Genomic DNA, 16,780 nt, shown 5'->3' with positions numbered 1-16,780 from the left:
CAACATATTTTTAAACTTACCCGCTTTGCTAGTCATTTTGTCCTGCTCCGAATTTAGCCCATAGCCTGGGGTAAAGTTTTGGTAAATCTTCTTCGACCCAATCTTCGCCTGTGATTTCCTGAGCGAGATCATCATAGTCGAAGCCTTGTGTACGCGCTACATCTCTTGGAAGTTCATCCTCATCGGAATCTTTGTGAAGATTTTGATATGCCGCATCAGCAACATAAAGTAGACCTTCAAAGTCAGGTTCGGTATCACTGTCAATCATGTCAGCCGTTAAATCAGGGTTTTTCAAAGTAAGAGTATAGAAATCCAAACCTTGAGCAATCACCCAACAGCGGAAATACAGAAATGTATCGTCAGAAACATACCCATCCACTATTTTAGCAAAAGCAAGAGCTTTATAATCGTTGGCTTTCATAATCATTTTACGGAGGGTAATTTCAAATTGAACTACCTCTTCAGGAGTTAGATTTTCCAACTCCTGAACTATGAATTCCTCCTGGGCATCAAGATCATTTTTTGACACTCTTTTTGATTTTTCAATAATTTCCCAAAAATTGCTTTCGTTCATAAATCTGCTGTATTTTTTTCTATACTATTACTCAATAGATTAAGCCGTTTATGTAATGATAATGGCTATTGAAGTTGAAAGAGGTTTTTTGAATCTGCTATAAATTGATCTGCTGGAAAATCTTTGAATTTTTTTCTAACCGCATCAGTCCCAAGAACGTCCATAGAATTGAAAAGATCTTCTAAGAAACTCAGTTTTGCTTCATCATAAGAAAGGTCCTTGTATTTTTCAAAATCCAATAACATCTCATATTCAAATCTTACTGCAGTCTTTTCAACTTGACCATCTCCAGTATCTATATTTTCATAGCAATATTTAGGTTTTCGGACTTTAAAGAATTGGCTATATTCTGGCGAAACATAGAATATGCCGATATATATAAATTTAAGGGAGTTTCCATAAGCTGAATTCTGATTAATTAGTGCTTTAATTTCACCCTCGACTTCTCTAAAAAAATTATCTAGGTGTGATGTTTTGTCCGAAACAGTTACCCCAAAGAAAATATCCATAAACCGGTTGTTGTTGATGTTTCAATTACTATATTGATCTGTCGCTATCTTAATGAATAGAAGAATTTACATTTCAACAGTTGATAAATTGTTTAGTTCCAACATTCATTCTACGCGAAGTGACGATAGCATGGTTTTTGCCTTTGATTCCCATTGATTTTTTAGCCGAATTACACAATTGAATGTCCCCACCATTAGTTTCCCATCTATGTCTGTTGCGAAAATGAGGTTATATATTTCGGTGTCGATTGCTGGGCTGATGAACTGAAATACTATAACGTCACGACCATTTACTCTTTTAATCTCGCCGTTGATATTTTTGAAGTTTAACGCGTGAAATTGTCCTAACATCTCATCCGCAATCTGTGCCAGATCAACTTGACTAGCAACTTGGGAAGTAATGCGAAATCCGAGATTTACTGCGCCTTTTGAATCGGTAAATGCTTCTGTAGGACGAACATTGCTGCTTCGATACTTCATACTAATCATCTTCTCCGACATTTTTGTAAACTCGACGGGAATTGGAAAAGTTGCCCTACCATTGCAAATTTCTTTGACTTTGCAGATTTTGCTTAAATCCATCTGCTTCCAAGTATCAATTTTAGTTTCCGAAATGCCAGTATCATTGGCTGAATCCTTATCTTTTTTACTAGTAGCCATTTTTGATAGATTTTCGGGTTTAGAGGGAGATACGCAACTAGCAAAAAAGGCTAGAAATAGAAGATTAAAAAGAGACCTTGTCATTTGTCGTTAATTAAAATGCTTGATTTGACAATCCTACTACGTGCTTGCCGGAAACATGAAAATAAATGGGTTCCTGGTTATAGCTGAAAAACTTGTTACGTTAATCGTCGATACGATCTCGATCCGCATTTTTTATCCAGTTTTCCAATTCCACAAGATTGTTAAAAATAGGAACAAGTTTTTGAATAAAGCGATCTTTTGCCCTCGGTGAATTGATCTTAATGTAAAAGGTACTCGCCTCCGAATCAAAGTCGATTTGTTTCAGGAGTTGAGGGTCGATACTTTCCAATATTTGCTCAATATGTCCCTCCCAGCAAGGACCATTGCTTTCGTAACCATATTGCGAAAACAAATCATAATATTTAGAGTAATTATCTTCATCATTTAGCGGAACCATTATGATAAAGTCATTTATGCCTATCGATTGTATTGTAAAGGGGTAATCGGAATTCATAATAAGTCTGTTATTCCTTGTTAAGCAATCCTGCGGCATCAATAAATCCACCAATATAATACATGGGTATTCCTTTGAAATGGCCGAGTCGATAAATACCTATGCCTTCTATACTTTCCTTTTTTAATTGTGGTGCTTGTATATTATTTGCATGCCAACGTAATTCTAATTCAGTAAACCCATTCTTGCTTGATGAATTTACAAGTATTGGTGAGCTCACCCTATTTGATGGAAGAAAGCCCGACAAATAAGCTTTATCGGCAGCAAGTGCAATTTTGGATGAATTTTCAAATTTTGCATTGTTTTTGGCAAATAGATCAAGGGTTGCAAATTGCTGCATTGACCATTGAACGTCTTTAAACCTAGCCAATCTTAAGGGTATATCTGGCCTAAGGAGAGATTTTTCCTCTTCTGTAAACTGTCCTTGAGCCGAGAATGTTCTGACTGATAAGAATGCAGACGGTGAAGTCCTATAGTAATAACATAACTTCTTTGGGCTGCTAGAGAAACTCCACTCTTTCGGCGAAACTGGTACCTCATAGAATACCTCAAATTCATCAGCTACGATTACTCTGGAAAAGTCATTATCACGATCTATGTATATGCTTCCGTTTTCTATATATTTCATACAATTGAAAAAATAGGTCTAAAGTTTTAAAAGCTTTAATTGGCCTTCTTCAGATATTATCTTACTAATTATACCCAATCTAGATTAAATTTATCGTTAGAAAATCCACTGAAATGATTTATGAGCCATTCATCAATATGTTCAGGTCTCCATATACTTCCGGAAAATAACCCAGTACCCGCCGACAAAGGCTGAAGCCAAAACCAATTTCCATTATCAAAAATTTTGCATTTGTCTTTGTGACCAACTTCTGGCAGCCAATATTTTGAACTTTGGAGAGAGTCATTCAACGGTAAGCAACCCAGAATTGGCCAAGTTCCATCCTCTATGTGTTCCGTGCCAACAAAGCCTTTGAAAATAATCGGCATTTTTACTATCTCGCTTAATTCTGAGATGCCTTCAGAACTCTGAAGATCATAAATAGCCATATCCCTAAAGTTAAGTATCCGTCCGTATGCGTAGCAATGGATACTTAAGCTTATGCGAATAATACTTCCGGGCGGAATTTTCCTTCTATTCTTCATGAGATGGGTACATTAATTTATTTCGGAACAGTCGGCATATGGCGTGGTAAGTTTTTATCTTTTTAGATGCCTATCTTTTTTCCTTGTTATGAGAAGTCAATAAAGTTTGAATGTTCATGAAGTAAGTATTAATTGACTGATTATCTCGCGCGCTTATTTCAAGTGAACCTTCTTTCGACCATAGCGGAGGAAAAAAAACAATTACTTCATCCGCCGAAAGCTTGTTAATGTCCGCTTTCCATGAATTCCATCTTGATCCTTGGTAAAATTTTCCTATGTCACCTGAAAAGCAAAACTCGAGAAATCCAGTATAGGATGTATTCAACGATTGCCAAGTTAGGTTATCAGGAGCAAAATAATAAACACTACCAAAGTCTGTTCCTAAACCACCACCGTTGAGCGCAAATAAACCTCCTATAGCGTCATCTGCAATCAAGTAGTATAGGGGTTTCCCATTACTACCAGTATCAATGCGGCCTTTATTCCATGAAGCTATTGTTCTTTTCATTTTGTTAGAACCCGAGCCTAAAATTCTAATCCAGCCGTAGTCTACCAAAATGCCGCCAGTGTTGTAAATTATGGCACCCATTGGTGATCTCGTTGTCACCTGCGATTTATAGAGCACGTTCGCTGATACCTGATTCTCACCTGGTAGTATCTCTATTTTATTTCTTGCAGTATCGATCCATGATTTTACCCTACTCCAACCCTCAGAGTTGTCTTTGATAAGATCTGCAATTGGTAGCATGGATGGTCTAGGCTGTTGCGCATTCGTACGAGTAACAAGAATTAGACAAAGTACCACAATTGTATAAATAATTGGATTATTTATTCTATTCATGAGAATTTTCAATTTTAATTTTCCAATATTCTGAATTGGGATTATTGCGGAGACTTGATCAAGTATGACAAGTCTGTTTTCATTTTGGCTGAACACATTTGAATGTATGAATGATGAAAAAATAACCAACAATAATTTGAACCTAATGATGTTATCCATTTTTAAAATGCTTGTTGGGAAATAACGAAAACAAAATTTGCTAAATGACCAAACTATTTGCTATCGAGATAGTTTCTTTTGTGATAGCGGTAAAAATTGTTTGCTCCTTCTATCATGGTATTGATATCAATAGGCCGGAAATCTGCCATTTCAAGTTCTCCAATTATATAGCTGAAAGGGTCGCAATACTTTCTATCTTTTACTAACTCGGGACAGTAATAAACATTTAGACTATTTTGACATAGTAATTTCCATTCCGCTTTTTCCCTACCACGCAATAATTCCCCAACGAAAATAGCTAGGTAGTTATATAGATTGTCGGGAACATTACCTTCCTTAAATTTTTTGTTGACTATCCCCGACAGCTCTTTTAGATATTCCGGGTTATCATTAAGCTCGACCTTATAGCTGAGTAATTCAGAGAGTTTGGTACAGTAATAAGGCATTGATTTCTGAAAATCCAAAGCGCGATCTTTTTCTTTTTCCCAAAATGAGCCATCCCCCTTTACCGGATAAATGCCTGTCTTTATCATCGGTTCCAAATATTTAATGTCTTCAAAAAATATACCTTGTCCCAGACCTGCTGCCCCTGGAAATAAAATAACTGTCCCGTCTTTGTAAATGGTGACGTAAGCCTTATTATATTTAATCTGATAACTTTTAAGACGAATTGGAGATTTTTCCTCCATAATCTGGTTTAGAGGACCAAGATCCATTGCCTGAAATCCCGCTTCATTTTGCGCGCTACTATTATTCATAATTTTGAATAAAAATAATGATATTAGAAATATTTTAAGTTTCATTTTATCGATTTTGTAAGTTATCTTAATCGCACAGATGTGGTTATGTAGTTATTCGGTCCTAAAACCGAAAATGAAGATACATTTTAGCTTAACAGATTATAATTTAACAAAGCGAAACCTGAATTCGGGTTTCGCTTTGTTAGGTTCAAAGAATACTATACCTATCTTCGGCAAATATGATAAACTAATTCCAGGTCATATTTTGCTAACCACTATGAACGCTTGATAAGCAGGCCTCCTGGTAATCCCACAAGTCTTGTCTAAATCCATTTTCCAAATAGGGTACAATACTATTTTTGTAATTCACAGACTTAGGAACATCAACAGCAATCAAATGAGGCTTGTCACTGATTTCTGAATCGCATCCAAGCACCTTCAACTCTTGTCTGGTTTTTTGGACTATTGTCTTTTCGAAGAAAACGATTTGGATCGTACTACTGCCTGATTCTTCCACCAGGTCATCGACGTACAATTCACCGTCGCATGTTTTCGTACAGATGACATCTCCCAAAGCAAATTCTTTGACATAAAAAGGAATGTTCTCTAATTTGTAATTTAACCCACATGGAGTGGCCCACATACTCTCAATCTGATCTTCATATCCTTCATCAAAAGTGTATGTAAATTTTATTTTGACAAACCCATCAATTGTTGACATAAATGTTTGTTTTTGTACTAAACTCGGGCGTATTGAGGGCTTTATTTTCTCACTATTTTCTTTCTAATAAAGTTACCATTTGGCGCCTGTACCTCGATCAGGTAAATGCCATCACTTAGATCTGGCAGGGATATTTTGATTGCTTCCGATTGGACTTTTGATGTTTGGGAACATACCTCACGGCCTGCTAAGCTTATTATCTTAAGCGAATAATAGCCAGTCTGCTGTGTTTTAAAATTAATGGACAAATAGTTGTCGAAAGGATTGGGGTAAATTTTGAAATCGTTAATAGGGTCTGTCTCATTTATTGCAAGGCCGTTATCATAAAGCTCGTAGTAAAAGGTATAGGTTTGATTGGGGGTTGGTGTGTTATTGCCATCATTGAATACTGAGATGCGTTCCGGATTACCATAACTATTGTACTGATATCGGAAAGTTCTCAATTGCTGCCCAGAGTTTGTTATGCGCCAAACTTTAGCTGAATCTGGAACGCCTGCAGCTCCAGGGTATTTTATCTCCCGGCTTATGGTCAAAGTTCCGGTTGTGGGCGCTGTTCTCCTGTTTTCCCAATAGGTAGCATAGTCGGCCCCGGCAGTGTAACCAAGTGAGTCCCGGTCGGTGTACCAAATTGTATCGTTATTAAAATAGGTTGTATTCATTGTCGAAAGCTTTCCATCAGGATAATACGTAAACAACGTAACATATGCAACCTGAACGGTTGAAGCATTTACGAAAAAATTCGAATCGGCTATTAATTTATTTCCCGGATTGTAATAGTGTTCCTGATAGCCTGCGAAATTCCAAGCACCACCTTCCTTAGCCCAAAAGCTATCTACCATTACTTTTCCGGCACTATAGGAGTATTTGACCTTGCTATTAGTATCAGCAGGTCCAGGTATATTATACATGGAATAGTAGTAGACATCGGGTAGGTTGTCATTATTATAAGTCATGACCGACTTGTTGCGATTGAACGGATAATCGTCGGCATAATCAGTCAAGATAAGGCTTAATTTGTTGTCGGGCCTGTAAACGCCATAGTCTTTATATCTAATGGTATCCCTATCGTAATTGGTAATGGTATCGGCCAATACATCCAGCGGGTTCATCGTCTTGAGATAAACGAAATTAGGCGCATAGACATTGTTAAGGATGGTATTATAGGAAAACATGTTGTAATTAAAGGCAGAACCTCTGTTGTTGGAGTAGGAGTAGGTACACGAATCCTTAAATGTTGTTCCCTTTGAAGTTTGGGCAATTACACGTTGTTTTGTCCCAGTGGGTTTTTGCATGGTGTTGGATGTTGCCCATTGTTGCTGTAATACTTCCAAAATATAATTACGATGATAATTGTCTCCCGGCTCTGTCTCCGGCCTACCTGACTGCTGCGCGTGCATATTGCTGATAAAGGCAATGTTTAATACAAAAAGTAAAACTTTTCTCATAGAACTGGTTTGGTAGATGATTGTTTTAGTAGGATAAACTTTGCTAAGAAGGAGATTTGTATTCTGACAAAAATGAGGCCTGGAGTTTAATGGATATTTTCAAGGAGTGATTTCTATAGTACCACTTGCTAGTGATTATAATCACGTAAGATTTTGACAATTTTCCAAGTATCACCAGTCTGCTTTAAAACAATGCCCCACAATTGTACCATCCCATTTTTAGGATTCATAGATAGTCTTAATCGCACAAGTGCTATTTTTTTGTCAGAAGCATACAAAATGTTGCTGAGGCTGTATCGCTTAATTGGCACCTTACCAGTAAGTTCACAGTACTCCCATTTTTCATAGTCAATACTATCTTCCTTTTTAATGATTTTAATACAGTAATCACTTCCTTGAAACTTGGAACTGGCAATATTTCTTAAAGTCGAACTTACGTATTGTCGACTTTTCAGACGATATTCTTTGTCTAATTCGGAGAATCGGTTTGCAAAGCCATTTGGCGTTAAAACTTGTGAAATTTCGTCGTCTAAGTATATAAAATAAGAAAATGGCTGTTTTTCATAGATTAGGCCAGTGGTGTCATATTTCTCAGGATCTATCGGATATTTTTGATTTACTGCAATAGTCGCTTTTTTTGTTTGGTTGTAGATGCTATCTATTATTGTTCTGTAAATACGGCAGTCCGTTTGACCATAGCTAGTGCTGAGGCTTATTACTATCAATAAGGCGCCTGTAAGGGTCGAAATATGTAAAGTGTATTTACTCATATTATGATGCTAAGATTTCGGCTTAATTCAACCCGAAATCTTAGCATACTGCCGTATCTATTCTCTATCTGATTCCTTTACCTTTACTATAGTCCACTTTTTGCCTTTCTTGCTTAGAACTGCCCCCCAGATATCCGGATAGTTTCTATTCGACTCATCCTGAATTTTCACCATAACAATAGCTGTTTTCCTATTACTTGAGTATAAAACGCCATACAAGCCAAATCGGTAAATTGTAATTCTATTACGCTCTTTGATTTTGGGGCAATGCTCAAGACTATCCCTTTCAATTCTATCATCCCTATTGATTAGTTTTAGACAATAATCTTTTCCTGTTATTTTGCAATTTTCCACGCTTTTGAGATTGGATTTCTCATAATCTGTTTTGTCCAACCTAAGCGATTTTACAAGCAAAGGAAAGAAAGAGTCAAACCCCTCAAAAGAGGTTTTTTCAGTCTTTATTTCTTTTTCCAGGTAAACATAATAGGGCGTTTTCTCTTTTTTAAGCACTAATCCAATAGTATCATAATTTACCGGGTCTACCGGAACTTTTCGATCATAAGAAATAATGCTCTCCTTCGTTTGGTTGTAGATTTCACCGATCACCATTTCGTAGATCTGGCATTCTTCCTGCGCGTAAGAAAGATTACTTGATATGGTTAGCGCTAGGAAAAATATAGCGGAAATAAGCGTGCGTTTTTTCATATTAAAGACCTAATGTTGATTGAATATTTTCAGCCTTCGCATTATCTGGGAGTTGCGCAGGAATAGCAGGTAAAGTTGCTGTTGAGAATTTTGTATAGTAAGGAAATTTGCCTTTGTCAAAATCGGCGGTTCCATCATCTTTAATCCCCATTTTAACCCCAAATCCTACAACCTCGATGTCTGTTCCTCTATGGCCAGTAAGCGATATATGCCATTTTTGAGTGCCTGATCTTCTCGCATCACTTCTGGTTTGTGAATCAAATTTGACGTCCTTCATTGAGCGCCTACCTTCGCCTTCTGGCTGGTCATGTACATCATATTGCCCTGTGTTTAAGCCACCGTTGTTTTGTTTATCGCCTATATGACCTAACTCGTGAAGCATGAATAAGGCAAGTGTAAAGAGTTGTTTGCCATAGGCAGCTTGATCAGATGGATCAATAGCTGACAGTTGTTTAATCATATTTATGTCCATGGTCATTCCAGTAGCATCCGATTGGGATTGGCCAGTTCTAGTAAGATTGATTGTTGCACCTTCCCCAAATGTGAGTTGTTGTTTGATCTGATCTTCGCTCCATCCTGTAGTATTTTTCATGGCTTCCATCAACTGGGGATTTCCATTTAATAGATTCCCTACGTTGCGGACAACGGTTTCAAAAGTTCTTAATGCCTCGTTAGTGACACCTGCATCTAGTGCATCTTGTCTGTTATAAGCCAATGTTAACATCCCATCTTTATCAATGTTTTTAACAGGATTATTGCTGGCGTAGGCGTATTGGGATTCATGCCTAACCGCATCGGCCAAGGGGTCTACACCGAACCACCTTCCAATTTGGGGATCTTGTATCCTTGCTCCGAAATCGTACGTTTCCATTCCAAAAGATTTTTCCAGCTCTTTGCCGTTAAACTTGTAAGGCTGATTCACATGGTTAGGTTCCAGTGCAGTCTGTACTGTTAACCCAAACGGATAATAGTGATTCTCTTCCTGTACCTTGCCCGTGTAATGCTCGATCATAATATTGTCAAACCACACATCCTTTCCTATACTTTGGTTGTCTACATAGATAATTACATATCCAGGTCCGGGGGAAGTGCAACATACCTGCTGCGTTCCTACACCATATTGGCTTTGCGCATTAGGAACAAGGGTCATAAATCCGCTCAAAGAGCCACCTTGTGGAACCACTGGTACCTGGGTAATACTGCTGCCTCCTGGAACCAGTTCCAATTTATCATTGAAGAATAGTACATTCAGATGTGCCCGCGGTGCATTGCTATTGTTATCGGATTGGATCAGGTTTTCCAATTGTCCTGCCAGTGCAGGATTATTTAAAGCCCTTGTGATCGTCTTTACATTATCAGGTAGTTCAGCAATCGGTACACCCGCATAGGTATTGCCATTGAGTAAAGCGCCCATTAGTGATTCTATTATCGCCTGGCTTCCTTCTACGTCGCTTTGCTGGTAATCGCCCTCGTAATAGGCATCTGTGCTGATCGTAAAGCGGTCGCCCGGCATTACCTGCAACATAATAGCCGTGCCTACTCGCCTTGCCGGATCACCGCCATCTAACCGGGCCGCCATGTTGTCGCCGGGCTTTCCATCAACGGGTTTGGCGTTCCTCACATTTGCAATATTGTCAAAGACCAGTTGTTCTACATTGGCCATGGCAATTTCGTAGCTGGCTAAATACTGTGCATCTATAGGTTTGGCCGTCACCGTACTGCGTACATTGCCCAGATGATCCTTAACAAAGTAATCATAAATGAACTTTGTGACCTGTAGCGGATTAGCAACCGGTCTTGCCCTGCCTTCCCCGTTTGTAATGTATTGCAAAGTATCATTCTTATAAACGAAGTTACCGATATAATCAAAGGTATCCGTCTTGTCCGTGTTTTTGTCATACACTCTTTTTTGCAGCTTATTTCCTGATGCATCATATACGTTGGTAATCTTTCCCTTAAAGTCTATACTAATGGTTTCGGGTTTGTTGAGATGGCCGTATTTGATTGCGCCAATTCCCTTATTCTCATCTTTTACAAGGTTCCCATTAGCATCATAGTAGTATTCCTGAGGATGGTTTACATTGGGATTGTCCTTAAAATCGGGAAGAGATATTGTGCTGGCCGGATTTACTGCGTCGATCACTTTAATCAATTGGTTGCTGCCTGCTGCATAATTGTAGGTCAACTGGTCCATATTGATGGGTGTATTGATCGCCGGCGGATTAATGCCACGTTGGTTCATCGATAAAATGTTGCCGTTAATATCGTAGGTGATGTTGGAAGCCGTATAATCGTAAGCTGTCTTTACCCAATTATTTTGCGTGTTTTTGCGGGCATACTCGGCATGAGTCAACCGGTCTAGAGCATCGTAGCTATAGCCATAAGCTTCTACGGGTGCCAGGGTACCCGCTTTGCGCCAGGTGATGCCTGCAATATTGCCGTTGTACAGTTTGCTAGCAAAGCCCTTGTCATAGTAGAGGTTCTCTTCAAACAGTCGGATACTATCTGCTTCATTATTGAAATTGGCGACTTGGATATGATTAAGCAAGCCCCGGATATTGTATTCTTGCAGAAAATTGGCTGCCGGAGTCTGCTTTACAACTACCTGCCCCAAATGATCATAAAAGTAATTGCCAAACTGATATTCAATTCCACCGTCTATCTTTTGCGTCATACTTCTTATCTGGTCGTTGCCACCTCCCTGATGCAGGTTGAGGGCATTAGTGGTATAAATTGTGTAAGCCGCATGTGCGCCATCATTTGTTCCGGCAATAGGACGAGCGTCAGGATTTTGATGTCTTAGGATATTTTTCCACAGCTTACCCTGAAAGTAATAAAGATTACTACTGATCTCAATCCCGCCCTTAAGATTTTGGGATTTCACCTGGATTACCCTGCCTTTATCGTCATAATAATTGGCGCTTGTTAACCAGACTTCATCGTTCGGGCTTTCCGGATCTTCAACCCGAACTTTGGTGCCGGTTACTAATCCGCGAACTTGATTCGATAACGTTGGAGGACTGATAGAGTTATCTGGTGGTATGGTAATATTGCTAAACTGGGATTGATCAAAATCGAGGAGTGCGATTTGATCGTAATTATCATAGTAGATATAGCTCAGCATATGTGCCGTTGTGCTGCCAGGGTATTCTTGTTGTGGCCCATAATTTTTAAGGTAATAGAACAAATTGGGGGCGGTGAAGGCCGAGTTGTCATCCATATACCCCTGCAAGGTTGTTCTATTGTCGCTGGAAGCATATATACTAGTACTAATTGGCCTGTCATGCGGATCGTAGATGGTTAACATCCATTGACCTGCAAGTTCTAAATTACCATCCCGATATAGTACTTGCCGGTTCCGCTTATCGTAAACATAGTATTCAGTACCCTTGTCTGCGATCTTCTTTTCAATCACCCGGTTTTTACTGTCATAAAAATAGCTGTAGCATAGATTAGTGACTGACGAAACATTCCAGGAGGTGGTGATAGCCGCCACTGCTTTTGGCGGGATCACATAACGCAACCTGTTGAGGTTGTCATAGACATAGTAGGTACAGGCAAATCCATCATGGGCTGGACCGGTTCCCGAAATCCTTGTTTTTTTCAAGATAAGCAAGCCCCTTTTATCTTTATACTCCAGGCTATATTTGCCATCCTCGTCCGTAACCTGATCAACATATAGGACAAATGGTGCATAGGCTGCATTTGTAATGGGTACATCGGCTAGATTGTTGCCGATGGTAAAAATCCGTACCCCTTCGGGTGCGGTATTGCACCAATAGTCGTTAACTTTTCCCCGGTTGCTACCTACCCAATTTCTGCCGGGTAAGAGTTGTTTGGTAATACGGTTCACCGGCGAATTATCTGTCTCCGTTTTGCTGTAAGGTTCCTCATCCGGCCCGTTGGCATCGTAGAAGTGCTTTATTCTGGATGCCACGGGGATATGAAGATTCCCATTAGATGTGGAGACAGGGGCTGCGAAAGGCAAGTACGTATATGTTTCCTTTCCACTTCCGGCATCATACACCTTCTGGCTCACGATATCGAAGTTATCGGCATGTTCATTTTTGGCTACCGTCTGCATCGACCTTCCCAAACCATCGAGATATTCCGTGGTCTGCCGGTAACGATCTGATGGTGGAGGCCATGTAGCTGAAGGTACATCTGGCACCTGAGTGCGTACATAATTGTATTTGTTGGGGCCAAACAAGCTTGATAAACCCGGATAGGGTCCGCTGGGTGTCAGTGGGCCAGGATCAACGGGCAGGTTGGTTGCAGGATTGGAGACTTGCTGCGCTTGAACTGGACTTGCGCTACTAGCCGTAACAAGGGTAACGAATACTATATATTGAATTGTTTTTTTCATGGCTTTATTATTGATCTCCCAGGTATTGATAGGTGTATTTTTTAAGAATGTTGCCGTTTACATCTTTCTCCACGCTCAGTCTGCCCATCGCATCATACTCGTACCGGACAACATGACTTCCGGCATCGTCCCGACTGGTAATACCGATCAGGGGTTCGTAATTAAAGCTTTCCATCTGGGCATCTTTTGGATAATACCGTAATTCATCGATTAACGCCGTACCGGTGATTTGGAGCGCTATGGGTGGTGTACCTTCATTGACCAGGTGTTCACAATAGGTCCAGCCCTCGGGTGTAGTTATGCCTGTGGTCATCGTAATGGTACCCGCCACATTTACCGAACCGCCCTTCTTCCAATAGGAAATGATGTAGTTACCAGGTATATAAGGCTTATTGTCGTTGGGAGTAGAGGTTATATCGGCTCCAGGTAGGTTCAGGTTATAAGCGCTTTTGCCGGTGAAATGATCTGTCGTTATTACAGCGGTTGGATTAAATGACCAGCCCCCGGCAGCATTTTTTTCAAAGCTGGTGAAAGCTCTTTTATTGCTGTAGTAGCCATTTCGTACTATGGCAATTGGGATGGTGTTATCATAGCCCCAGATATAACCGACCTTGGCATTTCCTTCTCCGAGTATGCTCAACGGATTAAAACGACCATCATATTCTTCAATGGTTCCTTTGATTGTGTACCTGCTGTCCTTGGTAAGCGTATTGGTATTTGCGGCCGATGGTTGAAAATTGTTGATCTCTGCATTAATATCCAATGTTTGCATCCCGGTCTGTACTACGCCAGTAGCTGTCAAATTAACAATTCCGAACTGGGTATAGTTGCCGCCCAAGGTTAAGGCCTGGCTGCTGCCTGGTAACCATTTCTGCGTGTATTGTTCTACAGGTGTATTATGCATATGCCGCTGTTGCAATTGGGCTATGGCGGCAGCGTCTCCAGAGGGTGCGCTCCCGAATGTGTAATCGGTAGGATATTTAATAAAATTGGTCTGTTTGCTGCCGTCTGATAAAAAGGTAGTCGAGCGGGTTATTTCACGGTGTTGTGGGTTATCATAACTGTTCACGGTTACCGTCGTTACTCCGGTCATATAATCTTCAACTTTTACAGTGTCGGTATAGATCCAGTCACAGGGGAAGCTATATACCTTTTGGTCGTAATTAGTCAGATACATGCCCCCGGGACTATAACAAGGGTGGGCTGCGATACGGGAGGCTGTATGTCCGGCGAAATTTTCGGCGGGGTTGAGCGATGTTACGTTACTATAAGTCGTCCTCCTGGTTTCTGCATTCAAGTTGGTGTATTCACTTTTTTGCGTAAGCCTTCCATAACGCCAACTGGCGGGAAATTCGCCATGCATATCCAGTTCATTGAAGTTAGTAAAATTATATACGGTGGAACCATCCGCTCCGTTGCCAATGGTCTCCTTTACCCAACTATAACCTGACTGTACACCGGCGTTTATATTATGGACGCTATTGGAACTTACAGACATTCCTTCAATGGGCAGGTAAAACGAGCAGTCGGTGGCATTTCCTTGCGGCGGATTGCCATTATTATAGAAAAAATATTTTAAAAGCGGTTGGTGGTATTCAGGTACAGGGACAAAAGAAGGAAGGGAATATTCATAGTTTTTGACTACGGTTTTTCGGGTAAATGTATCGAAGAGCACAATCTTGCGGATACGGCAACCTCCAAGGTAATCGCTGGGGGGAGTATAGGTGTTAGCTACTTTTTTTGGCCATTTTGCTTTTAGGCCTACCTGTATTCCAAAACCAGGTGCGTTAATATGCCCTTTTATACCATAATATTTTCCAGGAAGCAAGGTGACATCTTTATCATATTGGTACATTTGAATTGTCTGATGGGTAAACGTTTTGGATGCCGGAATCACTGGTGTAGTACTTAGACTACTGCCATTGGGCCTTTCCAGAAGCCACCCGCCACCTGCAGCATGATTTACAGTCAGTGGGATATTGCCAACTGTTGACATGGAAATATACCAATTTGCCGCAACACCACTACCAAAGAGGTCTGTAGGTGTTGTCGGTATGGAAATATGATCTTCCCACTCTCCCTGTAATTCTTCCGTACTATCGCAGGCAAATTCCATTTGAATGATCGTATCGGTATATACAATGACGCTATCCAACAATTGAGTGGGATAGTTTTTAGCATGTACATCCCAGGTATATGCAGCATAACCTCCGGTGGGATAATACATCTTAGTCAGCATGGCGGCTTTGGTGAAATTCGGGTTGGCATTGCGATTAGCGCCATAATAGTTCATGCCTGGATATGTGAAACTGGGAATGAGTCCCCTTGAATCATTTATTGATGCACCATTGTAGAAACCCCAATGGTCAATCCGGTTGGAGAGCTTACTTGGTAAAGGAAGTGGATCATATTCAAAGGCGTATTTGTAAGCAGTCGAAGCGCTTAAACTATTGAGGTCGGGAGCAAAGGTCACCGATTCCAATCTTAGTCTTTTTCCCATTTCATCGTTAACATTAGGCGTTTGAAAATAAGAATGTTCCAGGTGGATTACGCGAATCGTTTCGCCATCCTTATTCTTCAGAAAAAGGTTCTTTACTCTAGGGCTGCCAGCAGCCATATCTTGTCGATCATAGGCAATATCGTATTCAATGCTGCCCTGGTTCCAGGTAATGGTCTTAAGTTGCCAGCCCTGGCTGATCTGCTCGATCTGGTTGTAATTCCCCGGCTTAGGTGGGTCATTGGGCTGCATGTCATCGTCGAAAGGCAGCACCATCTGTGAAGTTGGCCTCCAAGCGTAGAAATAATAGCTTCGGCCAATTACTTCTGTTGTTACAGTGGGCTCATAGGCAAAGGCTATAGAATCCGTATTGTTAGCATCTACGATTTTGGTAAGGTACCAGGTCCTGGAGCGGGTGATGGATTGCGAAGTCCGGTTGGCGATGTTTTCAATGATCCCAAAGAAATACTGGGTACCGTCCTGGAGTACGACTTTCCACTCCGGCTTGCCACTTCCATTCAAATAGGTGGTAATGGCCAGGTTTTGCTGTGGTAGTGTGCGGATAACATCGGCATAAATGAACTTACCACTGTAACCAGCAAAATTAAAGGTATAAATGTCCGGTGCACCGTCAAGCCCACCGGTAGAAAGGGATTCAAGTAGGGCCTGGTCCGTGGGATTGGTATTGAGTAGGGCGGCATTGTCCCAACCCAGGCCATTCTGATGATAGCTGTTATTGTCGGGTATACCCATTACCGACTCCTGCAGGACGCCTTCGGCTGAGAGCGACCATCCAAGCCCCACATTACTAGCGTTCTCTGAAACACGGATACCGGAAGCTCCATATTTGAGCGTAATTGGTAAATTAAGCTTGCCTGTATTGATGGTGTAGATCGGCACTGAAATATTAGGAGTTCCTGTGTAGTAGCTAATAGGAATATCCGTAAACTTCAGCAAACTGGCAACTGTGGCTGATGGGGTTGTGATTTTACCAAGTTGCTGTTCTATATCGGGACCAGGAGGGGGGCTACTCCACATTCTCCCGGAAAGTAGGAGCAAAGAGGCTAATGCCAAAAGTTTTCTGATCATAGGGTTGTATTTGC

Annotated in this window: 14 protein-coding genes; all 14 read right to left on the bottom strand. The window is 40.6% G+C overall.

Annotated features, from left to right (window positions below):
• Positions 1-28: 28 nt before the first annotated feature.
• Complete coding sequence (locus R2S08_RS10160) at positions 29-574, bottom strand: DUF4240 domain-containing protein (protein ID WP_316835077.1); 546 nt, start codon at positions 572-574, stop codon at positions 29-31.
• 65 nt (positions 575-639) lie between these two features.
• Entirely contained in the window at positions 640-1,083 is a 444-nt protein-coding gene (locus tag R2S08_RS10155) for a hypothetical protein (RefSeq protein ID WP_316835076.1), read from the bottom strand.
• A 105-nt stretch (positions 1,084-1,188) separates the two neighbouring features.
• Positions 1,189-1,743 (bottom strand): hypothetical protein, encoded by a 555-nt coding sequence (locus R2S08_RS10150; RefSeq protein WP_316835075.1) that lies wholly within the window; start codon positions 1,741-1,743, stop codon positions 1,189-1,191.
• 184 nt (positions 1,744-1,927) lie between these two features.
• Positions 1,928-2,281, bottom strand: coding sequence for an Imm51 family immunity protein (locus tag R2S08_RS10145; RefSeq protein WP_316835074.1), 354 nt, complete (start codon positions 2,279-2,281; stop codon positions 1,928-1,930).
• 10 nt (positions 2,282-2,291) lie between these two features.
• A complete protein-coding gene (locus R2S08_RS10140) occupies positions 2,292-2,909 on the bottom strand; it encodes a hypothetical protein (RefSeq protein ID WP_316835073.1) in 618 nt (205 codons plus the stop codon).
• A 68-nt stretch (positions 2,910-2,977) separates the two neighbouring features.
• Positions 2,978-3,433 carry an Imm26 family immunity protein gene (locus R2S08_RS10135; protein ID WP_316835072.1) on the bottom strand — a complete coding sequence of 152 codons (456 nt, stop codon included), beginning with the start codon at positions 3,431-3,433 and terminating at the stop codon, positions 2,978-2,980.
• A 70-nt stretch (positions 3,434-3,503) separates the two neighbouring features.
• Positions 3,504-4,274, bottom strand: coding sequence for a DUF2625 family protein (locus R2S08_RS10130; protein WP_316835071.1), 771 nt, complete (start codon positions 4,272-4,274; stop codon positions 3,504-3,506).
• Positions 4,275-4,486: 212 nt separating this feature from the next.
• Complete coding sequence (locus R2S08_RS10125) at positions 4,487-5,236, bottom strand: hypothetical protein (RefSeq protein ID WP_316835070.1); 750 nt, start codon at positions 5,234-5,236, stop codon at positions 4,487-4,489.
• Positions 5,237-5,441: 205 nt separating this feature from the next.
• Complete coding sequence (locus tag R2S08_RS10120) at positions 5,442-5,894, bottom strand: DUF4265 domain-containing protein (RefSeq protein WP_316835069.1); 453 nt, start codon at positions 5,892-5,894, stop codon at positions 5,442-5,444.
• A gap of 41 nt (positions 5,895-5,935) precedes the next feature.
• Entirely contained in the window at positions 5,936-7,339 is a 1,404-nt protein-coding gene (locus tag R2S08_RS10115) for a T9SS type A sorting domain-containing protein (protein WP_316835068.1), read from the bottom strand.
• A gap of 128 nt (positions 7,340-7,467) precedes the next feature.
• Entirely contained in the window at positions 7,468-8,109 is a 642-nt protein-coding gene (locus R2S08_RS10110; RefSeq protein ID WP_316835067.1) for a hypothetical protein, read from the bottom strand.
• Positions 8,110-8,166: 57 nt separating this feature from the next.
• Complete coding sequence (locus tag R2S08_RS10105; protein ID WP_316835066.1) at positions 8,167-8,718, bottom strand: hypothetical protein; 552 nt, start codon at positions 8,716-8,718, stop codon at positions 8,167-8,169.
• 97 nt (positions 8,719-8,815) lie between these two features.
• A complete protein-coding gene (locus tag R2S08_RS10100) occupies positions 8,816-13,180 on the bottom strand; it encodes a DUF6443 domain-containing protein (protein ID WP_316835065.1) in 4,365 nt (1,454 codons plus the stop codon).
• 7 nt (positions 13,181-13,187) lie between these two features.
• Positions 13,188-16,766 (bottom strand): hypothetical protein, encoded by a 3,579-nt coding sequence (locus tag R2S08_RS10095; protein WP_316835064.1) that lies wholly within the window; start codon positions 16,764-16,766, stop codon positions 13,188-13,190.
• Positions 16,767-16,780 lie beyond the last annotated feature (14 nt).

This window comes from Pedobacter nutrimenti (assembly GCF_032678445.1).
Classification (GTDB): Bacteria; Bacteroidota; Bacteroidia; order Sphingobacteriales; family Sphingobacteriaceae; genus Pedobacter; species Pedobacter nutrimenti_A.
This window is presented reverse-complemented; position numbering and strand designations above follow the sequence as displayed.

Bases quoted from the DNA above. Each gene is read 5' to 3' on its own strand.
- R2S08_RS10095 (WP_316835064.1), bottom strand. From the start codon at position 16,766: ATGATCAGAAAACTTTTGGCATTAGCCTCTTTGCTCCTACTTTCCGGG.
- R2S08_RS10150 (WP_316835075.1), bottom strand. From the start codon at position 1,743: ATGGCTACTAGTAAAAAAGATAAGGATTCAGCCAATGATACTGGCATT.
- R2S08_RS10140 (WP_316835073.1), bottom strand. From the start codon at position 2,909: ATGAAATATATAGAAAACGGAAGCATATACATAGATCGTGATAATGAC.
- R2S08_RS10120 (WP_316835069.1), bottom strand. From the start codon at position 5,894: ATGTCAACAATTGATGGGTTTGTCAAAATAAAATTTACATACACTTTT.
- R2S08_RS10100 (WP_316835065.1), bottom strand. From the start codon at position 13,180: ATGAAAAAAACAATTCAATATATAGTATTCGTTACCCTTGTTACGGCT.
- R2S08_RS10155 (WP_316835076.1), bottom strand. From the start codon at position 1,083: ATGGATATTTTCTTTGGGGTAACTGTTTCGGACAAAACATCACACCTA.
- R2S08_RS10110 (WP_316835067.1), bottom strand. From the start codon at position 8,109: ATGAGTAAATACACTTTACATATTTCGACCCTTACAGGCGCCTTATTG.
- R2S08_RS10130 (WP_316835071.1), bottom strand. From the start codon at position 4,274: ATGAATAGAATAAATAATCCAATTATTTATACAATTGTGGTACTTTGT.
- R2S08_RS10125 (WP_316835070.1), bottom strand. From the start codon at position 5,236: ATGAAACTTAAAATATTTCTAATATCATTATTTTTATTCAAAATTATG.
- R2S08_RS10105 (WP_316835066.1), bottom strand. From the start codon at position 8,718: ATGGTGATCGGTGAAATCTACAACCAAACGAAGGAGAGCATTATTTCT.
- R2S08_RS10145 (WP_316835074.1), bottom strand. From the start codon at position 2,281: ATGAATTCCGATTACCCCTTTACAATACAATCGATAGGCATAAATGAC.
- R2S08_RS10160 (WP_316835077.1), bottom strand. From the start codon at position 574: ATGAACGAAAGCAATTTTTGGGAAATTATTGAAAAATCAAAAAGAGTG.
- R2S08_RS10115 (WP_316835068.1), bottom strand. From the start codon at position 7,339: ATGAGAAAAGTTTTACTTTTTGTATTAAACATTGCCTTTATCAGCAAT.
- R2S08_RS10135 (WP_316835072.1), bottom strand. From the start codon at position 3,433: ATGAAGAATAGAAGGAAAATTCCGCCCGGAAGTATTATTCGCATAAGC.